Genomic DNA, 23,756 nt, shown 5'->3' with positions numbered 1-23,756 from the left:
CTAAAATACTGATTTTTCGCGGGGTGGAGAATAGTTGATCGTACATGGTCAATAGTCCATCGTATTTGGTTTTTCTAAACAAAAATCTTGGCTATGGACGATGATCTAAAAACAATGATCTATTCCCCGAATTCGTACCCGATATCTCTTCTGAAATACATTCCTTCAAACGAAATTTCGGCCAGTTTATTTTTTGATTTTGTTACGGCATCAGCAATATCATTTCCGTACGCGCTTACTGCTAAAACCCTGCCACCATTTGTTAAAACTTTGTTTTCATCCTGTTTTGTTCCTGCATGAAAGACGATCACTTCTTTTGCATTATTCGGACCAAGCCCATGAATGATTTTATTTTTTTCATAATCACCCGGATAACCGCCACTCACGGCCATGACTGTTGCACAAAATCTGTCGTCGTATGAAATATTTACATCAGCGAGTGTACCATTATCCATGGCTGCAAATAGTGCCACCAAATCCGTTTGTAAACGTGGCATCACTACTTCTGTTTCAGGATCACCCATTCTGCAATTGTATTCAATAACAAATGGCTCGCCTTTTACATTCATCAAACCAAAGAAAATAAAACCATGATAGATGAGTTCTTCTTTCTCTAAACCTTTTATGGTTGGTGCAATAATGCGCTCTTCTACTTTACGCATAAACAGCTCATCCATAAAAGGAACAGGGCTTACACAGCCCATTCCACCTGTGTTTAAGCCGGTATCGCCTTCACCGATTCTCTTATAATCCTTTGCATGACCAATGATCTGGTAATCCGATCCATTCGTTAAAACAAACACACTTACTTCAATACCCTGTAAAAATTCTTCAATCACCACCTTACTGCTGGCGTCACCAAATTGTTTGTGCAGAATCATTTCTTCAAATGTCTTCAATGCTTCTTCATGTGTAGCTGCAATCACCACACCTTTACCGGCTGCCAGTCCATCTGCTTTCAAAACAACAGGCAAACGATGTTGCGTGATGTATTTTTTTCCTTCTTCAAAATTATCAGCGGTAAATTCTGCATAGGCCGCAGTTGGAATATGCTGACGCTGCATAAATTTTTTGCTGAAAGCTTTACTTCCTTCCAGTTGTGCAGCTTTTGCAGATGGGCCAACCACCACAATTTTTTGTAATAAAGGATCGGCTTCAAAAAAATCATATATACCTTTTACAAGCGGTTCTTCAGGTCCTACCACCAGCATACCTATTTTATGCTCAATGCATGCCAGTTTAATGGCTTCAAAATTGTTTACAGAAATCGGAAGATTGGTCCCAAACTCACTGGTTCCCGCATTGCCTGGTGCAATAAAAAGGGCGTCACAATGGTGGCTTTGCGTCATTTTCCACGCCAAAGCGTGTTCACGGCCACCCGATCCGAGGAGAAGAATATTCATAAAAATAGGTTCAGGTGGCGAAAGTAGGCTCTATGAAGGATTTTCAGCATGAGAGAAGCATTTTTTTGTAAATGCCTCCCCCATGCAAAAAATCAGTTTTCAGTTTCATCTGCGCCCACGTAACGTTTTTCGGGTAAACGTTTCGCTACCAAAAGAAATAATATAAAGGATACAGCGAGTATGCCCAGGAATAACCAGTAGTATCTGGCACCGGTAAATTGACTGAAAAAGCCTTTGTCCACAATATTTCCATTGATCAGACCCACAAGCAGGTTACCGGCTGAAATACCCAGCAGGTATAAGGCACTCATGGTACTTTTCATGGATTTGGGAGAATGGGTATAGGCATATTCAAGACAGGTAACAGAAACAAGTATTTCAGAGGCAGCTAATAAAATATACGCCAGGATCTGCCACCATACCGAAGGCTTGCCTCCTGCATCAATCGCTTCCTGAATAAATGCAATGATGGTAAATGAAAGTCCGATGATGACAAGTCCTGCACCTATTTTTCGTAAAGGACTCACTTTGATCCCTTTTTTCTCGAGATAAGGGAAAAGGAAAGAATTGAAAACTGGAATCAGCAGCACTAAAAACAAGGGGTTGATAAAATTGATCTGCTCTGGTAAAATGGAAAAATCGCCGGTCAGTGTCAGGTCCAGTCTGGTGGCCTGTAAAACCCACTCAGACAGGTTTTGATCCCAGAGTGCCCAGAAAATAGGTGTAAAAGCAAATACGGCCAATACACGATATACTGCTTTGATGCCATCAATAGATGTGGCTGAATATTTTTCTCCTACAGCTTCCCAAACTTTTTGTCCGGGTTTGCGACTAAATAATTTTGCTAAAGCATAGGTTGAGATGGAAAAGAAATTCTCTTTTTTAATCCCAGCCGGGGGAACACGAACATATTTTTTTCGTCCGAGCCAGAATAAAAGCGTAGCCAGTGCCATCAATACACCTGGTACACCAAAAGCGATTTCCGGGCCATAATATTTTTTTAGTAGTGGAATGAATAAGGGAGCCAGTGTTCCACCCAAATTAATACTCATATAAAACCAGCCATAGGCTTTCGATAGCAGGTGTTCATTTGATTTATTGAACTGGTCGCCCACATTGGCAGATACACAGGATTTGATACCACCGGCACAACAGGCAATCACAATAAGTCCCATACTGAAAACTGTATAGTTGTTGTCGGACACTGAGAGGATGAGGTGGCCAATCGTATAGAGCATGGATACGAATAATATAACCCGGTATTTTCCGAAGAACCAATCGGCCATAATAGCCCCAACCATGGGCATAAAATAAGCCAGTGTAACAAACAGGTGCGACATTTCGTTCGCTTTTGCATCGGCTTCAGCCGTGAGTGCCGGGTTCAGGGTCGGATTGAAAAAAGTGACAGCCATAAAAGTCACCATAATGGAGCGTAAGCCATAAAAGCTGAAACGTTCTGCTATTTCACTGCCAATGATGTAAGGAATCGATTTTGGCATCCTGCCTTTTGTTGACTCATTTTGTATATCGGACATAAATCGTATTTTGAAATTTAAAAGTATCGGAAACTATCGGTAAACCTTTATTTGTTTGCCGAAAAAATTGCTTGCTTCATCTAAAAACCAACTCATGTCTCAACCTCAAAAAACCTTTAAACCCTTTGTTTCCCCCGAAACAAATATGAAAGAGCTTACCGTGAAATCGATCCTGGTAGGTAGTCTTTTTGGAGTGATTTTTGGCGCTGCTACAGTTTACCTGGCGTTGAAAGCAGGGTTAACTGTATCAGCTTCCATACCCATTGCCGTTATAGCCATCACATTGGGCAGGAAGTTTTTGAAAACAACGATTCTTGAAAACAATATTATTCAAACCACCGGTTCAGCGGGTGAAAGTATTGCGGCAGGTGTGGCATTTACTTTACCGGGTTTTTTGTTCCTTTCATCTCCATCCAGTGCCGAATATTTTAATTATCTCACGATCCTTATTCTTGCCATTGTAGGTGGATTGCTGGGTACTTTATTAATGGTACCGCTCAGGAAAGCACTGATAGTAAACGAACATGAGAATCTACCTTATCCCGAAGGAACAGCCTGTGGTGATGTATTAAAAGCGGGTGAGCGAGGTGGCGATTTTGCCAAAACAGCTTTCTGGGGTCTTGGTGTGGCATTTGTATATGCGCTCCTCCAGAAAGTGATGCATATTATTGCTGAAACACCTTTTTATGCAACCAAGCAGATCAATAAGTTTTTCCCCTCTGCCAAAGTAAGCGGCGAGATTACACCAGAATACCTGGGTGTGGGTTATATCATTGGCCCTCGTATTGCAGGTGTACTGGTAGCGGGTAGTGTGTTGAGCTGGCTGGTATTTATTCCTTTATTATCAACTTTGGTACCTGCCGATGCTATCGCTATTCAACTGGCTAAACTGGGTTATCTGGCAGATATTACCAAGCCCGGTGGTAAAGGTGGATGGGATCCCGTTACACATACATTTGCCGATTATTCTGCAGCTATTTACTATGCGTATGTTCGACAGGTAGGTGCAGGTACAGTAGCAGCAGGTGGTATTATTACACTGATTAAAACATTACCCACTATTGTAAAGTCTGTAAAAGGAAGCATGGCTTCATTACGCGGAGGTGCTGGTGCAGAAAATATTAATGTAGCGCGTACCGATAAAGACCTGAGTTTAAAAATTGTTGGTCTGGGAAGTCTGGCATTGATCGCCATCATTTCAGTAATACCCAATTTACCCGGTGATGGTTTCATGCAAAAAATATTGATAGGTATACTGGTGGTATTGTTTGGTGCTTTGTTTGTAACGGTATCATCTCGTATTGTCGGATTGATTGGTTCGTCTAATAACCCGATCAGCGGGATGACCATTGCAACCGTAATGGGTACCAGCCTGATTTTTTTAAGTCTTGGCTGGTCTGGTCAGGCATATGAACCACTGGTATTGGTGGTGGGAGGTATGATTTGTATTGCAGCAGCCAATGCAGGTGCTACATCACAGGATTTGAAGAGTGGTTATATTGTTGGAGCCACACCACGTAATCAGCAAATCGCTTTGTTTGTTGGTGCCATCGTATCATCTATTGTTATTGGTATCACCGTAAAATTTCTTGATAAGCCTACTACCGAAATGGTACAGCAGGGCATCAACCATGCGATTGGTACAGAAAAATATCCTGCACCGCAGGCTACACTGATGGCTACCCTGATTAAAGGGATTCTTTCACAAAATCTCGACTGGCAATATGTAATTGTTGGGATGTTCCTTGCCGTGGTGATGGAGCTTTGTGGTATTAAATCACTCAGTTTTGCGATTGGTGTTTATCTGCCACTGGCTACTACATTGCCCATCTTTATCGGTGGTGCGATTCGTGGTATTGTGGAAGGCAGACAGAAAAAAGATAAAAAAGAAGTAAGTGCTGAGGAAGAGGAATTGAGTAAGGGTAGTTTGTTTGCAACGGGTCTGGTTGCAGGTGGCGCAGTGGCGGGTGTGGTCATCGCGTTTATTACCGGAACTTCAGGTGGTGAACGGTTCCTTGCGAATATCAGTATGGAGCATGGACTAGTATCTGCTCTCTCTGAAAACGGTTACTTCCTGCTTGGAACTTTATTCTTTGCAATGATGGGCTTTATACTATATAGAGTAGCCATGAAGAAAACAGAATAATGAGGAATATTGAAAGAGCGTCTGAATAAGACGCTCTTTTTTTGCTATAGAAATACAAGAGTCTTTCTGTGTATTTCTGTGTCCTCTGTGGCAAATAATTTCACCTAAACCCGTTAAACCTTTCATTTAATCCCCTGTCAAATACAAAACTAAAATCAATGTCCTTGCAGCGAATGTTCAAAACCTTCACCATTGGGGCCCTGTTTACACTGGGAGCTGCTTTTACGAATCACAAGGCTGGTCTCCCCGAAATAAAAATGCCTTATAAAAAAGCAGGTCTTACCCAACAACAGGCAGCAGCTCATTTACTCAACAGGTTTAGTTATGGTGTTCAACCCGGACAGGTAGAAGAAGTCGTAAAAATGGGCCTTGATAAATGGTTACAGGAACAATTTGATGCAGATTTACCTGACACAGAACTCAATCGTCGGCTGGAAGCATTTGAATCTTTGGGTTTGAGCAATGAAAAAATCGTCAATACATATCTGACTCCAGCACAGGTTATTCGTGTGGCCATCAGAAATAAATTGATACCGGCAGACTCTATCAACAATGCCGATCGCCAAAAATACCGTGAACAACTCAGACTGATCCAGGAAAAAGAAGGGTTTAAACCTGTTCAGGAATTACATAGGCAACTGATCAATCAGAAAGTACTGAGAGCGGCTTACAGCAATAACCAGTTAAAAGAAGTATTAACCGATTTCTGGTTCAATCATTTTAATGTTTCACTTACAAAAGGGCAGAGTCAACAGTATGTAATGACTTATGAGCGTGATGCCATCAGACCCTATGTACTCGGACATTTTAAAAATATGTTACTGGCAACTGCCAAGCATCCGGCTATGCTGGAATACTTAGACAATGCATTGAGTGTAAGCAATGACAATGAAAGGACACGCAGGCAACAAAACAATGCCATGTTGCGTGCCGCACGTGAACGGGTGGAAGCAAGATTGAATGATACTTCGATGCCGGGAGGGGCATTGGTTCAACAGGTTGTTGCGGCGCGACGAACACAGGGTCTCAATGAAAACTATGCGCGCGAAGTAATGGAATTGCATACGCTGGGCGTAGATGGAGGTTATGCACAAAAAGATGTGACAGAAGTAGCACGGGCATTAACTGGCTGGTCGGTGAAGCCGATGTATAAAGAAGGTCCTGCAAGACAATTAGTTGAAAACCTGAATGAGACACAACTGGAAAGAAGGGGATTGATGATAGATGGAGATTTTCTTTTCCGTGGAGATAAACATGATGAAAACCCTGTGACGATTTTAGGAAAACAGTATAATGGGAAAGATGGATATAAACAAGGGGTACAGGTATTGGAAATGCTGGCAGCACATGCATCAACAGCCCGGTTTATCGCAACAAAACTGGCAAGACGATTTGTTGCGGATGAGCCATCAGCAGAGATCATCAAAGTCATTGCAAAAACTTTTGAGGAAACAGGTGGTAATATAAAAGCAATGATGATTACAATGGTAAACCACCCGGATTTCTGGTCAAAGAATGCCTTGCGTGAAAAAGTAAAATCGCCATTTGAATTTGCCATCAGCGCCATACGTGCAACAAAGGCGCAGGTAATGCAACCATACCAGGTGTATAACTGGTGTACTAAAATGGGTCAAAGATTTTATTACTACCAGGCACCAACAGGATTTCCCGATCGTGCCAATTTCTGGATCAACAGCGGTTCATTATTAAACAGGATGAATTTTGGTCTTGCACTGGCTACACAAAAGATTCCGGGTATCAGAATGAATTTATTGGCACTGAATGATAACCACGAACCCGAAAGTGCCGATGATGCGTTACGTATTTACAGTAAACTGCTTTTACCCGAACGTAACCAGGAAGAAAATATCAAACGTCTTACAGCGATGATACGTGATACGCAGGTAGAACAAAAAATTAACGAAGCAGCATCAAAAATAAAAACGGAAATGGTGGAAGATGAAATGGAGGAGCAGGGTTCAAGAAGACAGGGAACAAGAAACAGGGAGGATAACAAGACACAAGTAAACAATACGATGAACAGCACTGCTGCAATAGTAGCACAGGTAGTAGGAATTATAATTGGATCGCCAGAGTTTCAGAGGAAATAAGAGATGTGAGACGTGAATGAAATGAGAAAAGATAATTGAAAATCTAAACTTGTAGCTTGAAGCTTGCGGCTTGATGCTTGTTCTTCACAGCCCGCAGTTCAAAGCGAATAACTAAACTTTTTTTATGGTCCACAGAAGAGCATTTATGAAATCAGGTGCATTGGCACTTTTCGCAGCAGGCTTAGGCGGCGTACCTGGTTTTATTGCACAGGCAGCTAACAACAGAAAAATTATACATCCGTATAAAAAGAATAAAGTACTGGTATGTATTTTTCAGCGCGGAGCCATGGATGGTTTAATGGCGGTGAGTCCCTTTACAGACACAAACCTGAAAACATTACGACCTACTTTATTCATGAGCCCGGTGCAGACACAGGGTGGTATGATGGATTTGGATGGACAGTTTGGATTACATCCTTCCTTAAATAGTTTGTCCTCTTTCTTTAAGGATGGGCGTATGGCCATTGTACATGGTGTAGGAAGCCCGAATAATACCAGAAGCCATTTTGATGCACAGGATTTTATGGAAAGCGGAACACCTTTCAATAAAGGAACAAATAGTGGCTGGCTGAACAGGGCCGTAGGATTAACCGGTCACGAAGCAACTCCATTCAGTGCGGTGAGTTTAACAAGTGCCTTGCCAAGAAGTTTGTACGGTGATCATGAAGCTTTGGCTATTAGTAATCTTCAGGATTTTGCTATTCAAATGCAGGGTAATCCTATGGCAGGTAATATGGCAGCAAAATCTTTTGAATCGCTGTACGATCAGACCAGTAATCAATTGTTGAATAAAACGGGGAAAGAGAGCTTTGAAGCGATGAAGATTTTAAAATCAACTGATATCAAAAATTACCAACCGGCAAATGGGGCGGTATATCCTGCTTCTCCGTTGGGTAATTCATTAAAACAAATAGCTACTCTCATTAAAATGGATGTAGGTGTAGAAGTGGCTTTTGCAGAAAGTGGTGGTTGGGATACCCATTTCAACCAGGGAACAGTGAATGGCGCATTCGCTCGTAACCTTCGCGATTTCAGTGATAGTATTGCTGCTTTCTGGACCGATATGGGACAATACCAGGACGAAGTAACTGTTATGACGATGACCGAATTTGGTCGCACAGCACACCAGAACGGAACAGGTGGGACCGATCATGGAAGGGCAAGCTGTTTATTTGTTTTAGGGAACGATGTACAGGGTGGTAAAGTGTACCATAATATAAAATCATTGTCAAAAGCCGATCTGGAAGATGGAAGGGATTTACCAGTTTCAACAGATTTCAGGGCGGTATTTAGTAGTGTTTCCGCTGGTCACCTACGGTTAAAAAATACAAATGGACTTTTCCCGGGATGGGATGGTAAAAAACTGGAGTTGATGAAATGAAGCCAATAAATATGTAAAAGAATCGAAAGAAGATGCAAGTCCTGCAGCCCTCTTTTCTTTTTATTGGAATTAACTTGCATTCGTAAACAGACATGAAATACGGGCTCGATATTTCCTATAATACCTGCTTACTTTTTTAATGCAAGCGAAGAAATTGCTGATCAGGTTACTCAATATCCCATTTCACACTATTTTTTTATTGCTTGCAGTAAACGCAGTATTGTTGTTCATTCTTCCTCGTTTTGATGTCTTGAAACAGGACAGAAGTCCGCTTTTCTTTTATTTTACTGCAACGCTATTATCCTGGGTCGGATGTTTTTGTTTTATGGCGTTACTTGTTAAGGCGCTGAAGCGAAATATCATACAAAAAGAAATTCATCTGTTTGTCATGATACCTGCAGTGATTATCATGCTTATATTGTTTCTGGGGCCATTGATATTGTATTTTCTGGGAAAATCAGAACATGTGGAGTGAGGTAAAATAGCCTGTGTGTTATCGCTTAAAACTAAAAACGAAATTGCCTTCTTTGTCAATATAAACAATATCCGCTCCCTTTTCCATCAATGCCAAACCCTTGTAGAAACTACCTGAACGGTCGAATTGTGGAGGGATCATCCACTCCCCCTTTTTATTAATAAAACCCCAGTGTCCGTAATCTTTTTCAACGGCTGCAAGTCCTTCACTGAAGGAACTGGCATTGGTAAATTGAGGTTGAATTACCCAAACACCACTGGTGTTTACAAACCCCCATTTATTGCTGGTATCACGGGCAGGAGCAAGACTGTCAGCAAAAGCATGCATACGTGTAAATACAGTCTTGATACTTGTTTTCTTCTTGATATCGAAAATCTCCCATTTGTCAGTCATGTTTTTCTGCGTACAGGTTAATCCTGCATACACATCCGTGATACTGTAGTATTCAGGTTGTAATACAAATTTTCCACTACTGTCAATTAAGCCCCATAAATTATTTTTAACAGAAGCCTGTGCAAGTCCTTCTTTAAAATCATAACAAAGCGCAAACTGTGGTTGAATGATGAAACTTCCTTTTTTATTGATATAGCCCCATTTTCCATTCTGTTGTACCCTTGCTTTTCCTTCTGAAAAAGTACCTGCGGCATTGAATTGTGGAATGATAAACCATTTACCTTTTTCATTGATGAAACCATATTGGGAAGATAAAAGATGATTACCCACTGCTGCAACAGCAATGCCGTCATTGAACTGACTCGCAAAAGTAAACTGGGGTGTAATGGTAGTTCTGTTACTGGTTTTATGAACAAAACCGAATTTGCCGTTCTCTATAAACCAGATGAGATTTTGCGAATAGCTGAATGTCGAAAATCCGATCAGCAGGCAAAGAAAAATCAGCTTTTTCATTGCTTAAATATAGTATTAATGCTGAATTTGCTGAAAACGATCGGGCAGCAGATGCACAGATGAGCTGAATTTATCCGTGTATCTGCGGCTGAAAATTAATTTATAATTTACCTTTTTTAATCTCATCCACAACACCCGGATCCAATAAGGTACTTGTATCGCCCAGGTTCTCTGTTTCTCCTTCCGCAATCTTGCGTAAAATTCTTCGCATGATTTTACCACTTCTGGTTTTAGGTAAGCCACTCACAAACTGAATCTTATCTGGCTTGGCGATAGCCCCAATAATGCGGGTAACAGTTTGTAAAATATCTTTTCTTACCAGATCGCCTGTGCCGTGTGTATCTTGTGCATGTGAACCCTGGTAAATAACATAAGCATAAATACCCTGCCCTTTTATATCGTGCGGATATCCTACAACAGCACTTTCTACCACACCTGCATGCATATTGATCGCGTTTTCTACTTCTGCAGTACCAATACGGTGGCCACTTACATTTAATACATCATCAACCCTGCCGGTAATCCGGAAGTAACCATCTTTATCTTTTAGTGCTCCGTCGCCGGTGAAATACATGTTTTCGTAGGTGGCAAAATAATTGGTTCTGCATCTTTCATGGTCGCCATAGGTTGTTCTAAGGATAGATGGCCATGGAGCTTTGATACAAAGATTTCCTGAGATGGTTTCATCACCCTGCTGAATGATTTCTTTTCCATTTTCATCCACCAATACCATTTCTAATCCCGGCATTGGAAGGGTGGCCCAACCGGGTTTAGCAGGTGTAATGCCAGCCAGATTTGAAATGAGGCAACCGCCAGTTTCCGTTTGCCACCAGGTATCTACAATCGGACATTTTCGTTTGCCTACATGTTCGTCATACCAATGCCATGCTTCTTCATTAATTGGTTCGCCAACCGTGCCTAATACTTTGAGCGAAGAAAGGTCTTTGCCTTGTAAAGGTCCGAGCCCAAAACCCATCAGGCTTCGTATAGCAGTGGGTGCTGTATAAAGAATGTTGACACAGTATTTGTCTACGATATCCCAAAAGCGACCTGCATCGGGCCAGGTAGGAACACCTTCAAACAATAGTGAAGTGGCACCTGCACTGAGAGGGCCATACACTATATAACTATGCCCGGTGATCCAGCCGATATCTGCTGTACAAAAATGTACTTGCCCGGGCTGGTATTGAAATACGTTTACAAAAGTATAGTTGGTGTATACCATATATCCAGCTACACTATGTACCACTCCTTTTGGTTTGCCGGTAGACCCCGAAGTATAAAGAATGAAGAGTGGATCTTCTGCATCCATTTCTTCTGCTTCAATAAAACTGATTCCTTTTTCCTCTACCTGTTTCATTTCATCTTCCCACCATACATCTCTTCCTTTGATCATAGAAACAGGTGTGCGAGTGCGCGTAGCAACAATTACACGCTTAACGGTTTTATTTCCGATGAGTGCATCATCGATCACGCTTTTCAAGGGAATGTCTTTTGCGCCTCTGTAAGCACCGTCGCAGGTAACAATAAATGTTGCCTGTGCATCTTCGAGCCGGTCGGCAATACTTTGGGCTGAAAAACCACCGAATACAACAGAATGTATAGCGCCAATTCGGGCACAGGCTAATACAGCGATGGCCAACTCTGGAATCATGCCCATATAAATACAAACCCTATCGCCTTTTTGAACACCATTATTTTTTAATACATGTGCAAACTGGCAAACCTTCTCATGTAATTTTTTATAAGTGAGAACTCGATGGTTTTCATCGGGTGCATTAGGTTCCCAAATAATAGCAGGATGATTGCCTTTGGTTTCAAGATGACGGTCCAGACAATTTTCAGTGATATTGAGTTTGCCTCCTTTAAACCATTCCACTTTCGGTTCTTTAAAGTTCCATTCAAGAACAGTATCCCATTTTTTCCTCCAGGTAAAATGTGAGGCTATTTCACTCCAAAAAGATGCCGGATCGCTGATACTTTCTTTATAGGCTTTTTTATAGGCTTCAAAACTTTTGATCTGGTAAGGATATGACATGCTCATCGAAATTTTGGAACCATAAATATACATCATCCGGAAAAGAGGGAATGATCGATTAAACGAATGACTGTTTGTTTTTACAAAACGAATTCTCTGGGCTTGGCAAAATCAGTTCTTTGGAGTAAGTTGTAATCCTATATGAAAAAAGAACAAGGAATCTGGAAAGTCATCACAGCTTCTTCATTGGGTACATTGATTGAGTGGTATGATTTTTACATATTCGGGAGCCTTGCCACTGTAATAGCCGGCCAGTTTTTTCCCAAGACCAATCCAACAGCAGCTTTATTGTCAACCCTTGCCACATTTGCAGCAGGATTTATTGTACGTCCGTTTGGTGCTTTGGTATTTGGACGCCTGGGTGATATTGTCGGAAGAAAATATACGTTCTTACTAACCCTTGTACTCATGGGAGGCTCCACCTTTGCCATAGGGCTAGTGCCTTCTTATGAAAGCATTGGTTTTGCAGCACCCATCATAGTTCTATTATTACGATTATTACAGGGACTGGCTCTCGGCGGTGAATATGGCGGCGCCGCTACCTATGTAGCAGAACATGCACCTGCAAGCAGAAGAGGCTATTTTACTTCATGGATACAAACAACCGCTACGCTTGGTCTTTTTGTTTCCCTGGGTGTGATCTTGCTCACAAGACATAGTCTTGATGCAGATAAACAAATTTCCATTGCCAAGTTCAACGACTGGGGTTGGCGTATTCCTTTCCTGTTATCGATAGTGCTGGTGATCGTGTCTATTTATATCCGCCTTAAAATGCAGGAATCCCCCCTGTTTTCAAAACTCAAGTCTGAGGGTAAAACATCAACCAATCCTTTGAAAGAAAGTTTTGGGCATAAGACAAACCTCAAAATGGTATTACTGGCTTTGTTTGGCGCTACAATGGGGCAGGGCGTGGTCTGGTATACGGGGCAGTTCTATGCACAGTCTTTTCTGGAAAATGTTTGTAAGGTCGATTTTGATCAGTCTCGAACCATACTCATCTGGGCCATTGTATTTGGAACACCATTTTTTGTGTTCTTTGGACATTGGAGTGACAAGATCGGAAGGAAATGGATTATGCTCGTGGGTATGTTGCTTGCAGTAATTACCTATCGGCCATTATTCAAGGAACTGGTAGTGTTGAGCGATACAAAGCAAAAAACAGAACAGGTTTCATCGGCAAAACAAACAAGTACGGTTACGGCTGTTTCAGGTTCGGTCGATTCTGTAAGAGTAATTAAACAAACACAATTCTTTACAGATGGTTCAATTCTGCACACCAGTACAAAAGATACTTTGTATGCAGATGCTACTAAGAAAACAATACAACCTACTGTAACTGTTTCCAAAGAAATGGGAGAAGGTATTTATTGGAAAATGGTGGGTATAGTATTCCTGATGATCATGTATGTAACAATGGTGTATGGACCGATTGCGGCATTCCTGGTTGAACTCTTCCCAACAAGAATTCGATATACTTCTATGTCATTGCCCTACCATATTGGTAATGGCGTATTTGGCGGATTAACTCCTTTTATTGCCACTCTGCTTACCACTATTTACACCGGTAATCAATTGGCAGGACTCATGTATCCTATCATCGTGGCAGGTATATGTCTTGTAATAGGTGCATTATATTTAAGTAATAAAAAAACCATTCACTGATATGAAACAATTGAAACGAGCAGCAGGCATTATTTGGATGGTTTTAGGACCCGTGGCCGTTTTCTTTCTCATCAGAACGGCTTCCGTCGAAATAGCCGCCAAACCGTCGGCAGATACATGGGTACAGTGGGGCGTATTTGTGCTGGTCTTTCTTCCTATTGCATTCGGACTTAGTTTATTTGGATACTACGCATATAAAGGAGAATATGATCAGGAAGTATAAAGCTTCCAGTTGCTGTATTCATTTTTAATTTTTCTTACCATTTTTATCTGCACAAGAAACGATTCAATTGATACCTTTACCATATGTCTATTGAAATCCGGGGGCTTACAAAAGTATATGGTACACAAAAAGCGGTGAATGATATTTCTTTTTCAGTAGAAAAAGGAACAATATTGGGTTTTCTGGGTCCCAATGGTGCCGGAAAAAGTACCACCATGAAAATGATAACAGGGTACCTGGCAGCCGATGCCGGTTCGGTGAAAGTATGTGGTATTGATGCTGCCAAAGAACCCCTTGCTGCGAAAAGAAAAATAGGATACCTGCCCGAAGCCAATCCACTCTACTATGATATGTATGTAAAGGAATACCTGGGTTTTATAGCAGGTGTACATGGATTGAAACAGGTGAATCAGTCGATCAGTAATGTGATTGAATTAACCGGACTGGGTCCGGAAGCACATAAAAAAACAGGGCAGTTATCGAAAGGTTATAAACAAAGGGTTGGACTGGCTGCGGCGCTGATACATGACCCCGAGGTATTGATACTTGATGAACCTACCAGTGGATTGGATCCTAACCAGATTGTAGAAATACGCAATGTAATTCGGTTGCAGGGTGCTGAGAAAACCGTACTTTTTTCATCGCATATTTTACAGGAAGTAGAAGCCATTTGTGATAGGGTGGTGGTCATCAATAAAGGAAATATTGTAGCGGATGATACATTGATGAATCTGCAGGAAGAAAAGAATGACAGACATATATTACAAATACAATTCAAGGAGGCGGTTGAAGTGGAAGTGCTGGAACGCCTGCAGACAGTTTTTCAGGTTGACCAGTTGAGTGAGTCCGGATTTCGTTTACACACGTCGAACCCTGAACTGGTGCGCAAACATCTTTTAAACCTCGCGGTGGCTTATAATCTACAGATCGTATCACTTCAAAGTGAAAAAAACAGCCTGGAGAAGATATTCAGGTCACTGACGACTGTTGTCTAAAACAGGACTAAGTAGCGATGTATAAGCGCGTATACACAAAATTGTGTATTTTTTTTCGATCTCTTGCCGGGTAGCCCTTTTCAATTATTTTCACGAAGTAAAAATCAGTCGTTTTACTTTATCTCCTCCTATGAAACAGGTGCTCACATTTTTGTTTGTATTGGTATTGCTATCAGCAAAATCTCAGAAATACGATAAGATTGATTCGCTCCGGGAAGGGCTGAGAAAAGTTACCAAAAGCGGTAAAACAGGATTCATCAATGCGCAGGGAGAACTTGTGATAGAATTAATCTACGAAGCTGCCAATGGGTTTTATGAAGGCGTTTCGGCTGTGAAAAAAAATGGCAAGGTCGGTTATATCGATAAAAACAACCGTATGGTGGTGCCATTTGAGTATGATGGCGGAAACAATTTCAATAAAGGATATGCCCTTGTATCGGCCAACAAAAAATACTGGTTAATCGATAAAAAAGGGAAGCAGGTTACTTTACGTAAATACGATTTACTGCGATACAATAAAGGACTCGGCATGATGGTGCTCGATAAAAAATGGGGTTACCTGAATGAAGCAGGTCAGGAAATTATTCCACCCGAATACGATATGATCCACAATTATGGAGAAGGGTTGATAGGGGCTAAAAAAGGTGATAAATGGGGTTATATTGATACACTTGACCAGGTACAGTTGCCTTTCGAATTTGAAAGCGTTAGTGTTTTTGAAAATGGACGTGCTGTAGTAGATAGAAATGGGAAGACAGGTGTGATCGATAAAGCAGGAAAAACACTGATCTCCTTTAATTATCAATCTCTCTATCTGGATGAAGCAACAGGCTGGTATATCGCTGAAAAGAAAGATAAAACCGGGATGATCGATCAGAGAGGGCGGGAAACAATTCCTTTTGAGTTCGATGATATTGACAATTTTTCTGAAGTCAATGAAGGATATGCGCTGATGATCTATAAAGATAAAACAGGCATGATCGACATGAAGGGTAACGTGGTTATACAGGCTCGTTACGATAAGATTTTTGAGTGCGAGAATGGTTATTGTGGCGTAGAGTTGAATAAGAAATATGGAATGGTGGCGCTGCAGAATGGCAAAGAAATACTGGAACCTAAATATGACGGATTAGGGAATTTCAGTGATGATGGGATAGCAATTTACAAGAAGAATATACCCGGTGTGTACTATACTGATGCTAAATTTGGTTTTGTAAATACTTCAGGTAAAGAAATTACTGCAGCCAAATATGAAAAAGCAGAGGCTTTCTCAAATGGAATGGCGGCTATACGGTTGAACAATAAATGGGGGTATATTAATACAGAAGGAAAGGAAGCTATTTTCCCACGGTATGAGAGTGCTGAGAATTTCAAAAATGAAAAAGCAGTTGTAAAGGAAGATGGTAAATTTCTGTATATAGATAAAAAAGGCAGACTATCTGAGATTCCTGAAAGCGAAAAAGAAAAAAACAATCTGACCGACTTTAGTATGGATATTGATGCGCTCTTCAAACAATTAGAAGTAGACAAAGAAGATTCGGATGGAAAGTATTATGTTTTATCAACCGTTAAAACACCACAACCAGAGCAGATTATTGTTACCGACACTAAATTTCCAAATAGTCTGATCAGTAAATATTGGGGCGAAAAATACATGATCACCGATTTGCAGATCGGAGGTGTAAACAACAATGAGTATGTGCTGATAATGGAGAAGGGTAACTATGCAGAGCAGACATGGATTAAAAGAAACACAGATGAAGAAGTAATAACAAGTGTTCGTGAGAAGTACAAAGCTACCGGCAGGAATTATATCAGTTACCTGAATTTCATCAATAATGAATGGGTGGCTGTTTACTCTCAGAACACCAGTTACAATGCGCAAACTGTTTCAGCAGCCGGAACATCCGTATTTCCAGAAACATGGATAAATAAACAATGGAATGATGGTTATGCCATCACCAATATGGCTTACGGAAAAAATTGCTGGCTGGTAGTTATGTCAAAAGGATCCCCCTATGCTAGCCAGAAAATTTCAATTACAGATCAGCTTACAGAAGCAATGATTGCAGATAAAAAGAAAGAAGGATATATTCTTTCCGATATGTCAAAAGCGGGGGGCAAGTTTTATGCAATATTCAGCAAAGTGACTAATACAAGCCGTTACAGTCACGATAAAGTGATCATAATGCAACCATCATCGTTAAAGGAGCTTACAGCAACGGGTAATACCATTGTCAGAAGTTTCTTTGCTCCTGCAAAATAGAGAGGCTGTATTTCCTTTGAACTCAAAGCATACTAACGCTTGTTAACCGGGCCATAAATACTATTTATGGTTCGTCGGCTTGTAAATACTATTTGTGTAAATTGCGGCTCAAGGCATTTTGCCTTTTCTGGAAAGCCAATTATTATTACAAAACCGTAAACAATCATGAGTTACATTATTGAAGTTCATGCCAGGCAGATACTTGACAGCCGTGGCAACCCTACCGTAGAAGTAGATGTATTAACAGATGATGGTGCTTTGGGCCGTGCTGCAGTTCCCAGTGGAGCCAGCACCGGTATTCACGAAGCAGTTGAATTACGCGATAATGACAAAAAGAAATATGTAGGTAAAGGTGTACTGAAAGCCGTAAAGAATGTAAATGATGTTATTGCCGATGCTATTGTAGGATATGATGTGGCAGCGCAGGCAGCCATTGATGAAGCCATGATTGCACTCGATGGAACACCTAATAAAGGAAAACTGGGGGCCAATGCATTACTGGCAGTGAGTATGGCAGTAGCCAAAGCTGCGGCTGAGGAAGCAGGTTTGCCTTTGTATCGTTATATCGGTGGCACCAATGCCAAAACTTTGCCCATTCCCATGATGAATATCCTGAATGGCGGAGCACATGCCGATAATAAAATCGATTTCCAGGAATTTATGATCATGCCTGTGGGCGCTACCAGCTTTAGTGAAGGATTGCGCTGGGGGGTTGAAATATTTCATACCCTCAAAGGAGTGTTGAAGAAAAAAGGATACAGCACGAATGTGGGCGATGAAGGTGGATTTGCACCGAATATTCAAAGTAATGAAGAAGCCATTGAAACCGTATTGGAATCCATTCAGGCTGCCGGTTATAAAACAGGTTCACAAGTGGTTATAGCCATGGATGCCGCCAATAGTGAATTGTGGGATGCTAAAAAGAAAAAATACGTTTTCCATAAAAGCAACGGTAAAGTATTAAGCAGCGATGAACTGGTTAAATACTGGGAAAAATGGGTAAAACAATATCCCATCGTTTCTATTGAAGATGGCATGGCAGAAGACGACTGGAATGGCTGGAAAGCTCTTACACAAGCTATCGGCAGTAAATGTCAGCTTGTAGGTGATGATCTGTTTGTAACCAATGTAAACCGCTTACAAACAGGTATTGATAAAGACATTGCCAATGGACTCCTGGTAAAAGTAAACCAGATTGGTACCCTCACAGAAACGATTAATGCGGTAACACTGGCACAACACAATGGGTATAATACCATAATGAGTCATCGCAGCGGAGAAACAGAAGATACCACCATTGCCGATCTGGCAGTAGCGCTTAATTGCGGACAAATAAAAACGGGATCTGCTTCACGTACCGATCGTATTGCCAAATACAACCAGTTAATTCGTATTGAGGAAATGCTGGGTGAAACAGCCGTATATCCGAAAGGGAAAGTGAAATTCGGCAAAAAATAGTTTGGTAAGATTCAAGCATCAAGTTACAAGTTACAAGACACAAGAAAATACAGCTTGTAGCTTGTAACTTGTGGCTTGATGCTTTTTTATTAGCTTTACTCCATGAAAAAATTCACTTCCATCATTACCAATAAATACCTGCTCGCAGGAGGTTTTTTTGTGGTGTGGATGTTGTTTTTTGACCAGCGCGATTTTTTTCAGCAACGTGAACGAAAAGCTGAACTGCAAAAATTAGAAGCCAAGAAGAAATATTACCTCGAAGAGATCGATAAAACCAAACAGGAATTACAGGATATCCAAAGCAATCCTGCAGCCCTCGAAAAATTTGCCCGCGAACGTTACCTCATGAAAAAGGAAGGAGAGGACATCTTTATTATTGAAGATTCTGTTGCGGAAAAAAACTAAAGTCTCCACCTCACGATCTGTCAGGAACAAGCATCAGAAATTGTTTTCAATCTTTTTAGTAGATTTTAATATATTGATTATCAATCGATTATATACCTTTCTGAGTAAATCTTTGTTTAGAATGACTAATTTACTGTTTACTAAGAAGTTTTTTACAATAATAGCGCTGTAGCTCCCGTTTTAATATATACCGTATCCTCTCAGCTAACAGCAACTTTATGAAAAAATTCAAAGAAGAGGATTTGATATTGTACCTGTACAAAGAGTGTTCACCCGCCATACAAAAAGCAGTGGAGGAAGCGCTGGAAGAGGGAGATATTGAATTAAAAGAAAAAATCAGCATACTAAAACGCAGTATCCGCCAGTTAGATCAGTTAAAACTGAAATCGCCATCGCGGTTATCTGTAAAAACCATCATGCAACATGCCCGTGAATCGGTTCGCAAGAAATAAAATCTTGTCGGATACTAATACGGGTAGTAAAGAAGATAAGCCACAGATTCACAGATAATGTGTCTTGTAATCCGTGGCTTATATATTTATAAAACTGAGCGATTCGCGCAACGATATCTTTATTTTTGGGTTTATTCAAAAGCATGACCAAAAAAGAAAGATATACAGCCGTTATTGATTATTTCAATGAGCAGATTCCCGTTGCGGAAACAGAACTGATATATGATAATCCATTTCAGTTGCTGGTAGCTGTTATCCTCTCTGCACAGTGCACCGACAAAAGGGTGAACCTGACTACCCCCGCAATTTTTGCGAAATACCCTACTCCTGTTGAATTGGCAAAAGCGAGTTTCGACGAACTCTTCCCCTATATAAAAAGTATTTCATACCCCAACAATAAAACAAAACACCTGATTGGTATGGCTAACATGTTACTGGATCAGTTTGGGGGGGAAGTGCCCATGACGGTGGACCAACTGGTAAAATTACCTGGCGTAGGACGAAAAACAGCAAACGTCATCACAAGTGTGATTGATCAGCAACCCAATATGGCTGTTGATACACACGTATTCAGGGTTAGTAAAAGACTGGGGTTAGTACCGGAAAAAGTCAGCACTCCACTGGCCGTTGAAAAAGAATTGATCAAATATATTCCCGAAGTGCTGGTACATAAAGCACATCATTGGCTCATATTACACGGCAGATACACCTGCCTTGCCCGCAATCCTAAATGTGAATCATGCGGCCTCACGGCATTGTGTAGGTATTATGCAAAAGAGATGAAGGGGAAAAAATAGAAGAATAAGTTTGTCTGAAGGGCTCTTTTTGGATTTTTTTGATCTTAGATTTTTTGATTTAGGGCAAATGCAAAATCAAAAAATCTAAGATCAAAAAAGCAGTCATTAAAAATCAAATCCAATAGCAAAATAATACACCGGTGCCCCTTTGAAAATTCCTTTCATAGGCCATCCGGCATCAAATTTCATAAAGTAACCCAGCAAGGTACTTCTTGCACCAAAACCATAACCACCGGCGAAAGGTCCAAGACCTCCGGCATCAATTCGCACAACCACCGGTGAAGATGGATCGGCAATTACTTCACCCGGACGTTTGATACCATTGTATTTTCCATTCCAGGCTGTACCCAGATCGATGAACTGTACCAGTTGGAAATTACGGAGGAATGCATTGTTGATGGGTTTATTGATGAGTGTGGCGAATAACGGGAACCTGAATTCACTGTTGATGACAAAAGCATTGTTACCATTCGCAATATTTTGCCGGTAACCACGCATATTCACTGCCAGCGACTGAAAAGCATATGACTGGTCAGGTGCAGGTGTATTCTGGCTATTGAACTTGGGTCCGATCCAGCCATCTACACCACCAAGATAATAAATCAGTTTTTGTCCACCCCACGAGAAATCAGCAGCAGCGCGACCTGCCCAAATAAAGTTGCGGTATAGTTTGTAATAATAGCGCGCATCAAAACCTAAATTAAATGTACCCTTGCCATTGTTCAAAGAGGTTTTGAAAGTTGGCATATTTACATCAAAATAAACTTTGTATCGAAGCCCGTTCCATATATTCTGTGTAGGGTTGATTGTATTATCGTGAACGTATTCAATACGCGATACAATATAACGACTCACCGTATCGGGAAAGGCCAGTGCATTGGGATCGGGTATGCCACTGCCATTATCGAAAGAGCGTAGTACACCTCTGTCTGTTCTTAAGCCAACCGTTGCTCTTAAACTTTTTACTTCATTAAAAGCATAGGTAATATTACCCTGATAAAGGTTGGTAATCAGCATACTGTTGTAAGGGATATTATAAAAATTGCTGACATTACTTCTGTAATAAGTAAGTCCCCAATCGAATCGCTTACGTAAATTCTGATAGGAGAAGAATACGTCTTTATCGCTGAGGTTGGTACCAAAACGGAAACCGCCAACAAATTTCTGGTCTTCAAACAAATCGCTTACACCTACACGGAAAGTAAAATTAAAATCGTTACCGTTATTAAGCTGAACAGGCCCGGCTCCACCTGCATATGGCTGATACCTGTTAACCAGTACGTTGTTGGTAAATCCACTCAGGATATAATCGCTGCTGAATTTTAAACGGTAATCGAATAGCCTCGAACGCTCAAGTGTCGTCGTTTTAGGGAGTACTTCTTCGTCGACTATGCGTCGGGATGTATCTGTTTTTTCGTTAGCAAATTCATTCTGGAAGAAATCTTTAGCCGGTTTCACGACAGTATCTTTTGTGGCGATACCATTGTTATAAATAATGGCTTTACCATCTATGCTTTTCTTTTCGTCCATTACCTTTTTCATGAATTCAGTAGGCCGACTGTTTACATTTCTCTTATTCAGTGCCTGTTCATCTACACGGAGTTTATACAGGAACTTGAAATCGCCTTCTCTTCTAACTTCACTTACCTGACCATTATCGCCTGCAATTCTTGTTTCAAGCAAAGAACTCTGGTAGTTGGTAATAGGGAAAGTGTAAGTAGAATCTTTGTACACCTGGAAATAGCTAACACTATCTGGCTCATCTTTCTGCCAAGCACGTAAGGTTGAATCGAATTCTTTGGGTGACGGATTACGCAGTAATTCATCACCTACATAATACAATGTATCAAGACCTGTTCTTTGTGTTGCAAAGAAACCTGCCCAACGGTTGCCTACACCATTTTCATCTGCAACAAAAGTAAAGTGGTTGGTATTGTACTGCATCGGGTATGATGCATTGCCGTATTTGAGGTTGGTAAGTTGCGTAATCTGTTTTTGTTTACTGGTATTCAGGATATCTACCATGAAAACATTGTAACGGTATCTGCTGGGAAGAACAGTATCCGCATTCAACGCTGTAGGAGATGGCCTGTTAGAACTGAAAATAATACCGGAACGATTGGGGAACGAAACAAAAGTAGGATTGAGATCATCGTATACATCATCTGTAACCTGTTCCAGTTTGTTCTGTTCAATTTTGTATGTAAAAATATCAGTGTGCCCGTTTTTCACAGCACTGAAGATGAGTGAATTGGCATCGAGCATAAAACTGGCATCCAGCAACTGGTCAACCCCTTCAATTTCCTGTTTATAACGCTTGAGACGTGCAATCATGTCGTATACAAACATTTTGATCTTGCCATTTTCCCAGTAAGCTACCAGTAAGCGGGTTCCCTTGCCATCCCATGCAAGAACGGGGTAGTTGGGATTTACATCTCCCTGGTTGGTACGTACGCCGCTCTTCAGGAGGATTTTTCCGTCATAAAAATTCTCCATCAGTTTCACACAATAAATACCTCTGTTGAATTCAACCACTGCATATGTGGTACTTCTTGGGTTGGGATTGGCCTGAAAGCGGAAGAAATCTTTTTTACGCACTTCTTCTGAAACATTCAACTGACCCCTGGGTGCATTTCTGCGCTGACGGATATCTCTGGAATAACGTTCCTGCTGATATTGCATGAATTCAGACAGTACATCCTTAAACTTCTTTTTACAGACACGCATACAGGCCTGGTTCAGGTTTTTGTAAATACGCGCTAGATAAAGGAGATAGGTAATATTTTCTTTGCGGTATTTTTCACCGATATAATACCAGAATGAATGACCCGCCAGTACTGGTTTTTCAAAGGCAAACTGGTAGAAAGACCTGTATGAACCGCTGAGCATGGCACTCTTCAGGTCATCATCTTTGGAAGTGCTCCATGGTTCGGCTGCATAGGATACATAGCCATCTACCAGCCATTTAGGCAGGTCGAGTAAGGCCTGGTTACTGGCAAATTCGCCTATATCATCACCAAACAGCAGGTTATCGGTTAATACTTTCGCGATTCCTTCCCTTATCTGGCGTTTCAGGTTGGCATGATTACCATCGAAATAAACAACGATTTTATTGTTCACCAGTTTGGTTACACCACCCGAATTTTGCCAGTCGATGCCCAAACCAATATTGCTGCTCTTGTAATCGTCGTAATTGTTGTACACGACAATATTGGCACGGCGTTGTAAGGAATATTCTATGAAATTTTCGAGAGAGCGAAGTTCTTCTTCTGCCACCTGTGCGGCAAATTTACCCAGTTCAACACCCCCCTGCGATGTATAGGCATTGAAATTGGGTGACTGGTAAAATTTCCATACCAGCTTTTTGTGTTGAACCCTGTTTTTGCCAAATTCTACTGTATTTACCTGGGCTATGGAAAGGATGGGGAATAAAAAACTGGCCAAAACCAATCCTTTCTTGATGCGATTCAGTTGCATATCCGAACTTTAGTGTTTTAAAATTA

The 23,756-nt window shown here is 41.0% G+C and carries 16 protein-coding genes; 11 read left to right on the top strand and 5 right to left on the bottom strand.

The window, feature by feature from the left end:
• Positions 1-119 precede the first annotated feature (119 nt).
• On the bottom strand, positions 120-1,403 hold the full coding sequence (gene purD / locus ACH3Z1_RS02750) for a phosphoribosylamine--glycine ligase (protein WP_490820309.1): 1,284 nt from the start codon (positions 1,401-1,403) through the stop codon (positions 120-122).
• Positions 1,404-1,495: 92 nt separating this feature from the next.
• Positions 1,496-2,938, bottom strand: coding sequence for a POT-type proton-dependent oligopeptide transporter (locus tag ACH3Z1_RS02745; RefSeq protein ID WP_490820308.1), 1,443 nt, complete (start codon positions 2,936-2,938; stop codon positions 1,496-1,498).
• A gap of 94 nt (positions 2,939-3,032) precedes the next feature.
• On the opposite strand from ACH3Z1_RS02745, the gene ACH3Z1_RS02740 reads away from it, so the two are divergent.
• From ACH3Z1_RS02740 to ACH3Z1_RS02730, 3 genes are all read left to right on the top strand, one after another.
• The gene (locus ACH3Z1_RS02740) at positions 3,033-5,084 is read left to right on the top strand and encodes an OPT family oligopeptide transporter (protein WP_490820307.1); all 2,052 of its coding nucleotides are present in this window, start codon (positions 3,033-3,035) and stop codon (positions 5,082-5,084) included.
• Between the two features lie 158 nt (positions 5,085-5,242).
• Positions 5,243-7,195, top strand: a complete 1,953-nt coding sequence (locus ACH3Z1_RS02735) for a DUF1800 domain-containing protein (RefSeq protein ID WP_490820306.1) — start codon at positions 5,243-5,245, stop codon at positions 7,193-7,195.
• 124 nt (positions 7,196-7,319) lie between these two features.
• Positions 7,320-8,576 (top strand): DUF1501 domain-containing protein, encoded by a 1,257-nt coding sequence (locus tag ACH3Z1_RS02730; RefSeq protein ID WP_490820305.1) that lies wholly within the window; start codon positions 7,320-7,322, stop codon positions 8,574-8,576.
• A 493-nt stretch (positions 8,577-9,069) separates the two neighbouring features.
• On the opposite strand, the gene ACH3Z1_RS02725 is transcribed toward ACH3Z1_RS02730, so the two are convergent.
• Together ACH3Z1_RS02725 and acs are read right to left on the bottom strand one after the other, a co-directional pair.
• Positions 9,070-9,957, bottom strand: coding sequence for a WG repeat-containing protein (locus ACH3Z1_RS02725; protein ID WP_490820304.1), 888 nt, complete (start codon positions 9,955-9,957; stop codon positions 9,070-9,072).
• Positions 9,958-10,057: 100 nt separating this feature from the next.
• Positions 10,058-11,995: an acetate--CoA ligase gene (acs, locus tag ACH3Z1_RS02720; RefSeq protein WP_490820303.1), complete on the bottom strand. Its 1,938-nt coding sequence runs from the start codon at positions 11,993-11,995 to the stop codon at positions 10,058-10,060.
• Between the two features lie 141 nt (positions 11,996-12,136).
• On the opposite strand from acs, the gene ACH3Z1_RS02715 reads away from it, so the two are divergent.
• From ACH3Z1_RS02715 to nth, 8 genes are all read left to right on the top strand, one after another.
• Entirely contained in the window at positions 12,137-13,657 is a 1,521-nt protein-coding gene (locus ACH3Z1_RS02715) for an MFS transporter (protein WP_490820302.1), read from the top strand.
• Position 13,658: 1 nt separating this feature from the next.
• Positions 13,659-13,880 (top strand): DUF6814 family protein, encoded by a 222-nt coding sequence (locus tag ACH3Z1_RS02710; RefSeq protein ID WP_490820301.1) that lies wholly within the window; start codon positions 13,659-13,661, stop codon positions 13,878-13,880.
• Between the two features lie 83 nt (positions 13,881-13,963).
• Positions 13,964-14,875 (top strand): gliding motility-associated ABC transporter ATP-binding subunit GldA, encoded by a 912-nt coding sequence (gldA, locus tag ACH3Z1_RS02705; RefSeq protein WP_490820300.1) that lies wholly within the window; start codon positions 13,964-13,966, stop codon positions 14,873-14,875.
• Positions 14,876-15,005: 130 nt separating this feature from the next.
• The gene (locus ACH3Z1_RS02700) at positions 15,006-17,141 is read left to right on the top strand and encodes a WG repeat-containing protein (RefSeq protein WP_490820299.1); all 2,136 of its coding nucleotides are present in this window, start codon (positions 15,006-15,008) and stop codon (positions 17,139-17,141) included.
• Positions 17,142-17,306: 165 nt separating this feature from the next.
• Entirely contained in the window at positions 17,307-18,599 is a 1,293-nt protein-coding gene (gene eno, locus ACH3Z1_RS02695) for a phosphopyruvate hydratase (RefSeq protein WP_490820298.1), read from the top strand.
• 102 nt (positions 18,600-18,701) lie between these two features.
• Positions 18,702-19,004, top strand: a complete 303-nt coding sequence (locus ACH3Z1_RS02690; protein ID WP_490820297.1) for an FtsB family cell division protein — start codon at positions 18,702-18,704, stop codon at positions 19,002-19,004.
• Positions 19,005-19,222: 218 nt separating this feature from the next.
• On the top strand, positions 19,223-19,456 hold the full coding sequence (locus ACH3Z1_RS02685) for a hypothetical protein (RefSeq protein WP_490820296.1): 234 nt from the start codon (positions 19,223-19,225) through the stop codon (positions 19,454-19,456).
• A gap of 143 nt (positions 19,457-19,599) precedes the next feature.
• Positions 19,600-20,253: an endonuclease III gene (gene nth, locus ACH3Z1_RS02680; RefSeq protein ID WP_490820295.1), complete on the top strand. Its 654-nt coding sequence runs from the start codon at positions 19,600-19,602 to the stop codon at positions 20,251-20,253.
• A gap of 105 nt (positions 20,254-20,358) precedes the next feature.
• Here the strand turns inward: nth and ACH3Z1_RS02675 are convergent, their stop codons facing one another.
• Positions 20,359-23,730, bottom strand: a complete 3,372-nt coding sequence (locus ACH3Z1_RS02675; protein WP_490820294.1) for a hypothetical protein — start codon at positions 23,728-23,730, stop codon at positions 20,359-20,361.
• Positions 23,731-23,756 lie beyond the last annotated feature (26 nt).

Source organism: Sediminibacterium sp. FW305-C-49 (assembly GCF_058231085.1).
This window is presented reverse-complemented; position numbering and strand designations above follow the sequence as displayed.

Bases quoted from the DNA above. Each gene is read 5' to 3' on its own strand.
- purD (WP_490820309.1), bottom strand. From the start codon at position 1,403: ATGAATATTCTTCTCCTCGGATCGGGTGGCCGTGAACACGCTTTGGCG.
- ACH3Z1_RS02745 (WP_490820308.1), bottom strand. From the start codon at position 2,938: ATGTCCGATATACAAAATGAGTCAACAAAAGGCAGGATGCCAAAATCG.
- ACH3Z1_RS02740 (WP_490820307.1), top strand. From the start codon at position 3,033: ATGTCTCAACCTCAAAAAACCTTTAAACCCTTTGTTTCCCCCGAAACA.
- ACH3Z1_RS02735 (WP_490820306.1), top strand. From the start codon at position 5,243: ATGTCCTTGCAGCGAATGTTCAAAACCTTCACCATTGGGGCCCTGTTT.
- ACH3Z1_RS02730 (WP_490820305.1), top strand. From the start codon at position 7,320: ATGGTCCACAGAAGAGCATTTATGAAATCAGGTGCATTGGCACTTTTC.
- ACH3Z1_RS02725 (WP_490820304.1), bottom strand. From the start codon at position 9,957: ATGAAAAAGCTGATTTTTCTTTGCCTGCTGATCGGATTTTCGACATTC.
- acs (WP_490820303.1), bottom strand. From the start codon at position 11,995: ATGTCATATCCTTACCAGATCAAAAGTTTTGAAGCCTATAAAAAAGCC.
- ACH3Z1_RS02715 (WP_490820302.1), top strand. From the start codon at position 12,137: ATGAAAAAAGAACAAGGAATCTGGAAAGTCATCACAGCTTCTTCATTG.
- ACH3Z1_RS02710 (WP_490820301.1), top strand. From the start codon at position 13,659: ATGAAACAATTGAAACGAGCAGCAGGCATTATTTGGATGGTTTTAGGA.
- gldA (WP_490820300.1), top strand. From the start codon at position 13,964: ATGTCTATTGAAATCCGGGGGCTTACAAAAGTATATGGTACACAAAAA.
- ACH3Z1_RS02700 (WP_490820299.1), top strand. From the start codon at position 15,006: ATGAAACAGGTGCTCACATTTTTGTTTGTATTGGTATTGCTATCAGCA.
- eno (WP_490820298.1), top strand. From the start codon at position 17,307: ATGAGTTACATTATTGAAGTTCATGCCAGGCAGATACTTGACAGCCGT.
- ACH3Z1_RS02690 (WP_490820297.1), top strand. From the start codon at position 18,702: ATGAAAAAATTCACTTCCATCATTACCAATAAATACCTGCTCGCAGGA.
- ACH3Z1_RS02685 (WP_490820296.1), top strand. From the start codon at position 19,223: ATGAAAAAATTCAAAGAAGAGGATTTGATATTGTACCTGTACAAAGAG.
- nth (WP_490820295.1), top strand. From the start codon at position 19,600: ATGACCAAAAAAGAAAGATATACAGCCGTTATTGATTATTTCAATGAG.
- ACH3Z1_RS02675 (WP_490820294.1), bottom strand. From the start codon at position 23,730: ATGCAACTGAATCGCATCAAGAAAGGATTGGTTTTGGCCAGTTTTTTA.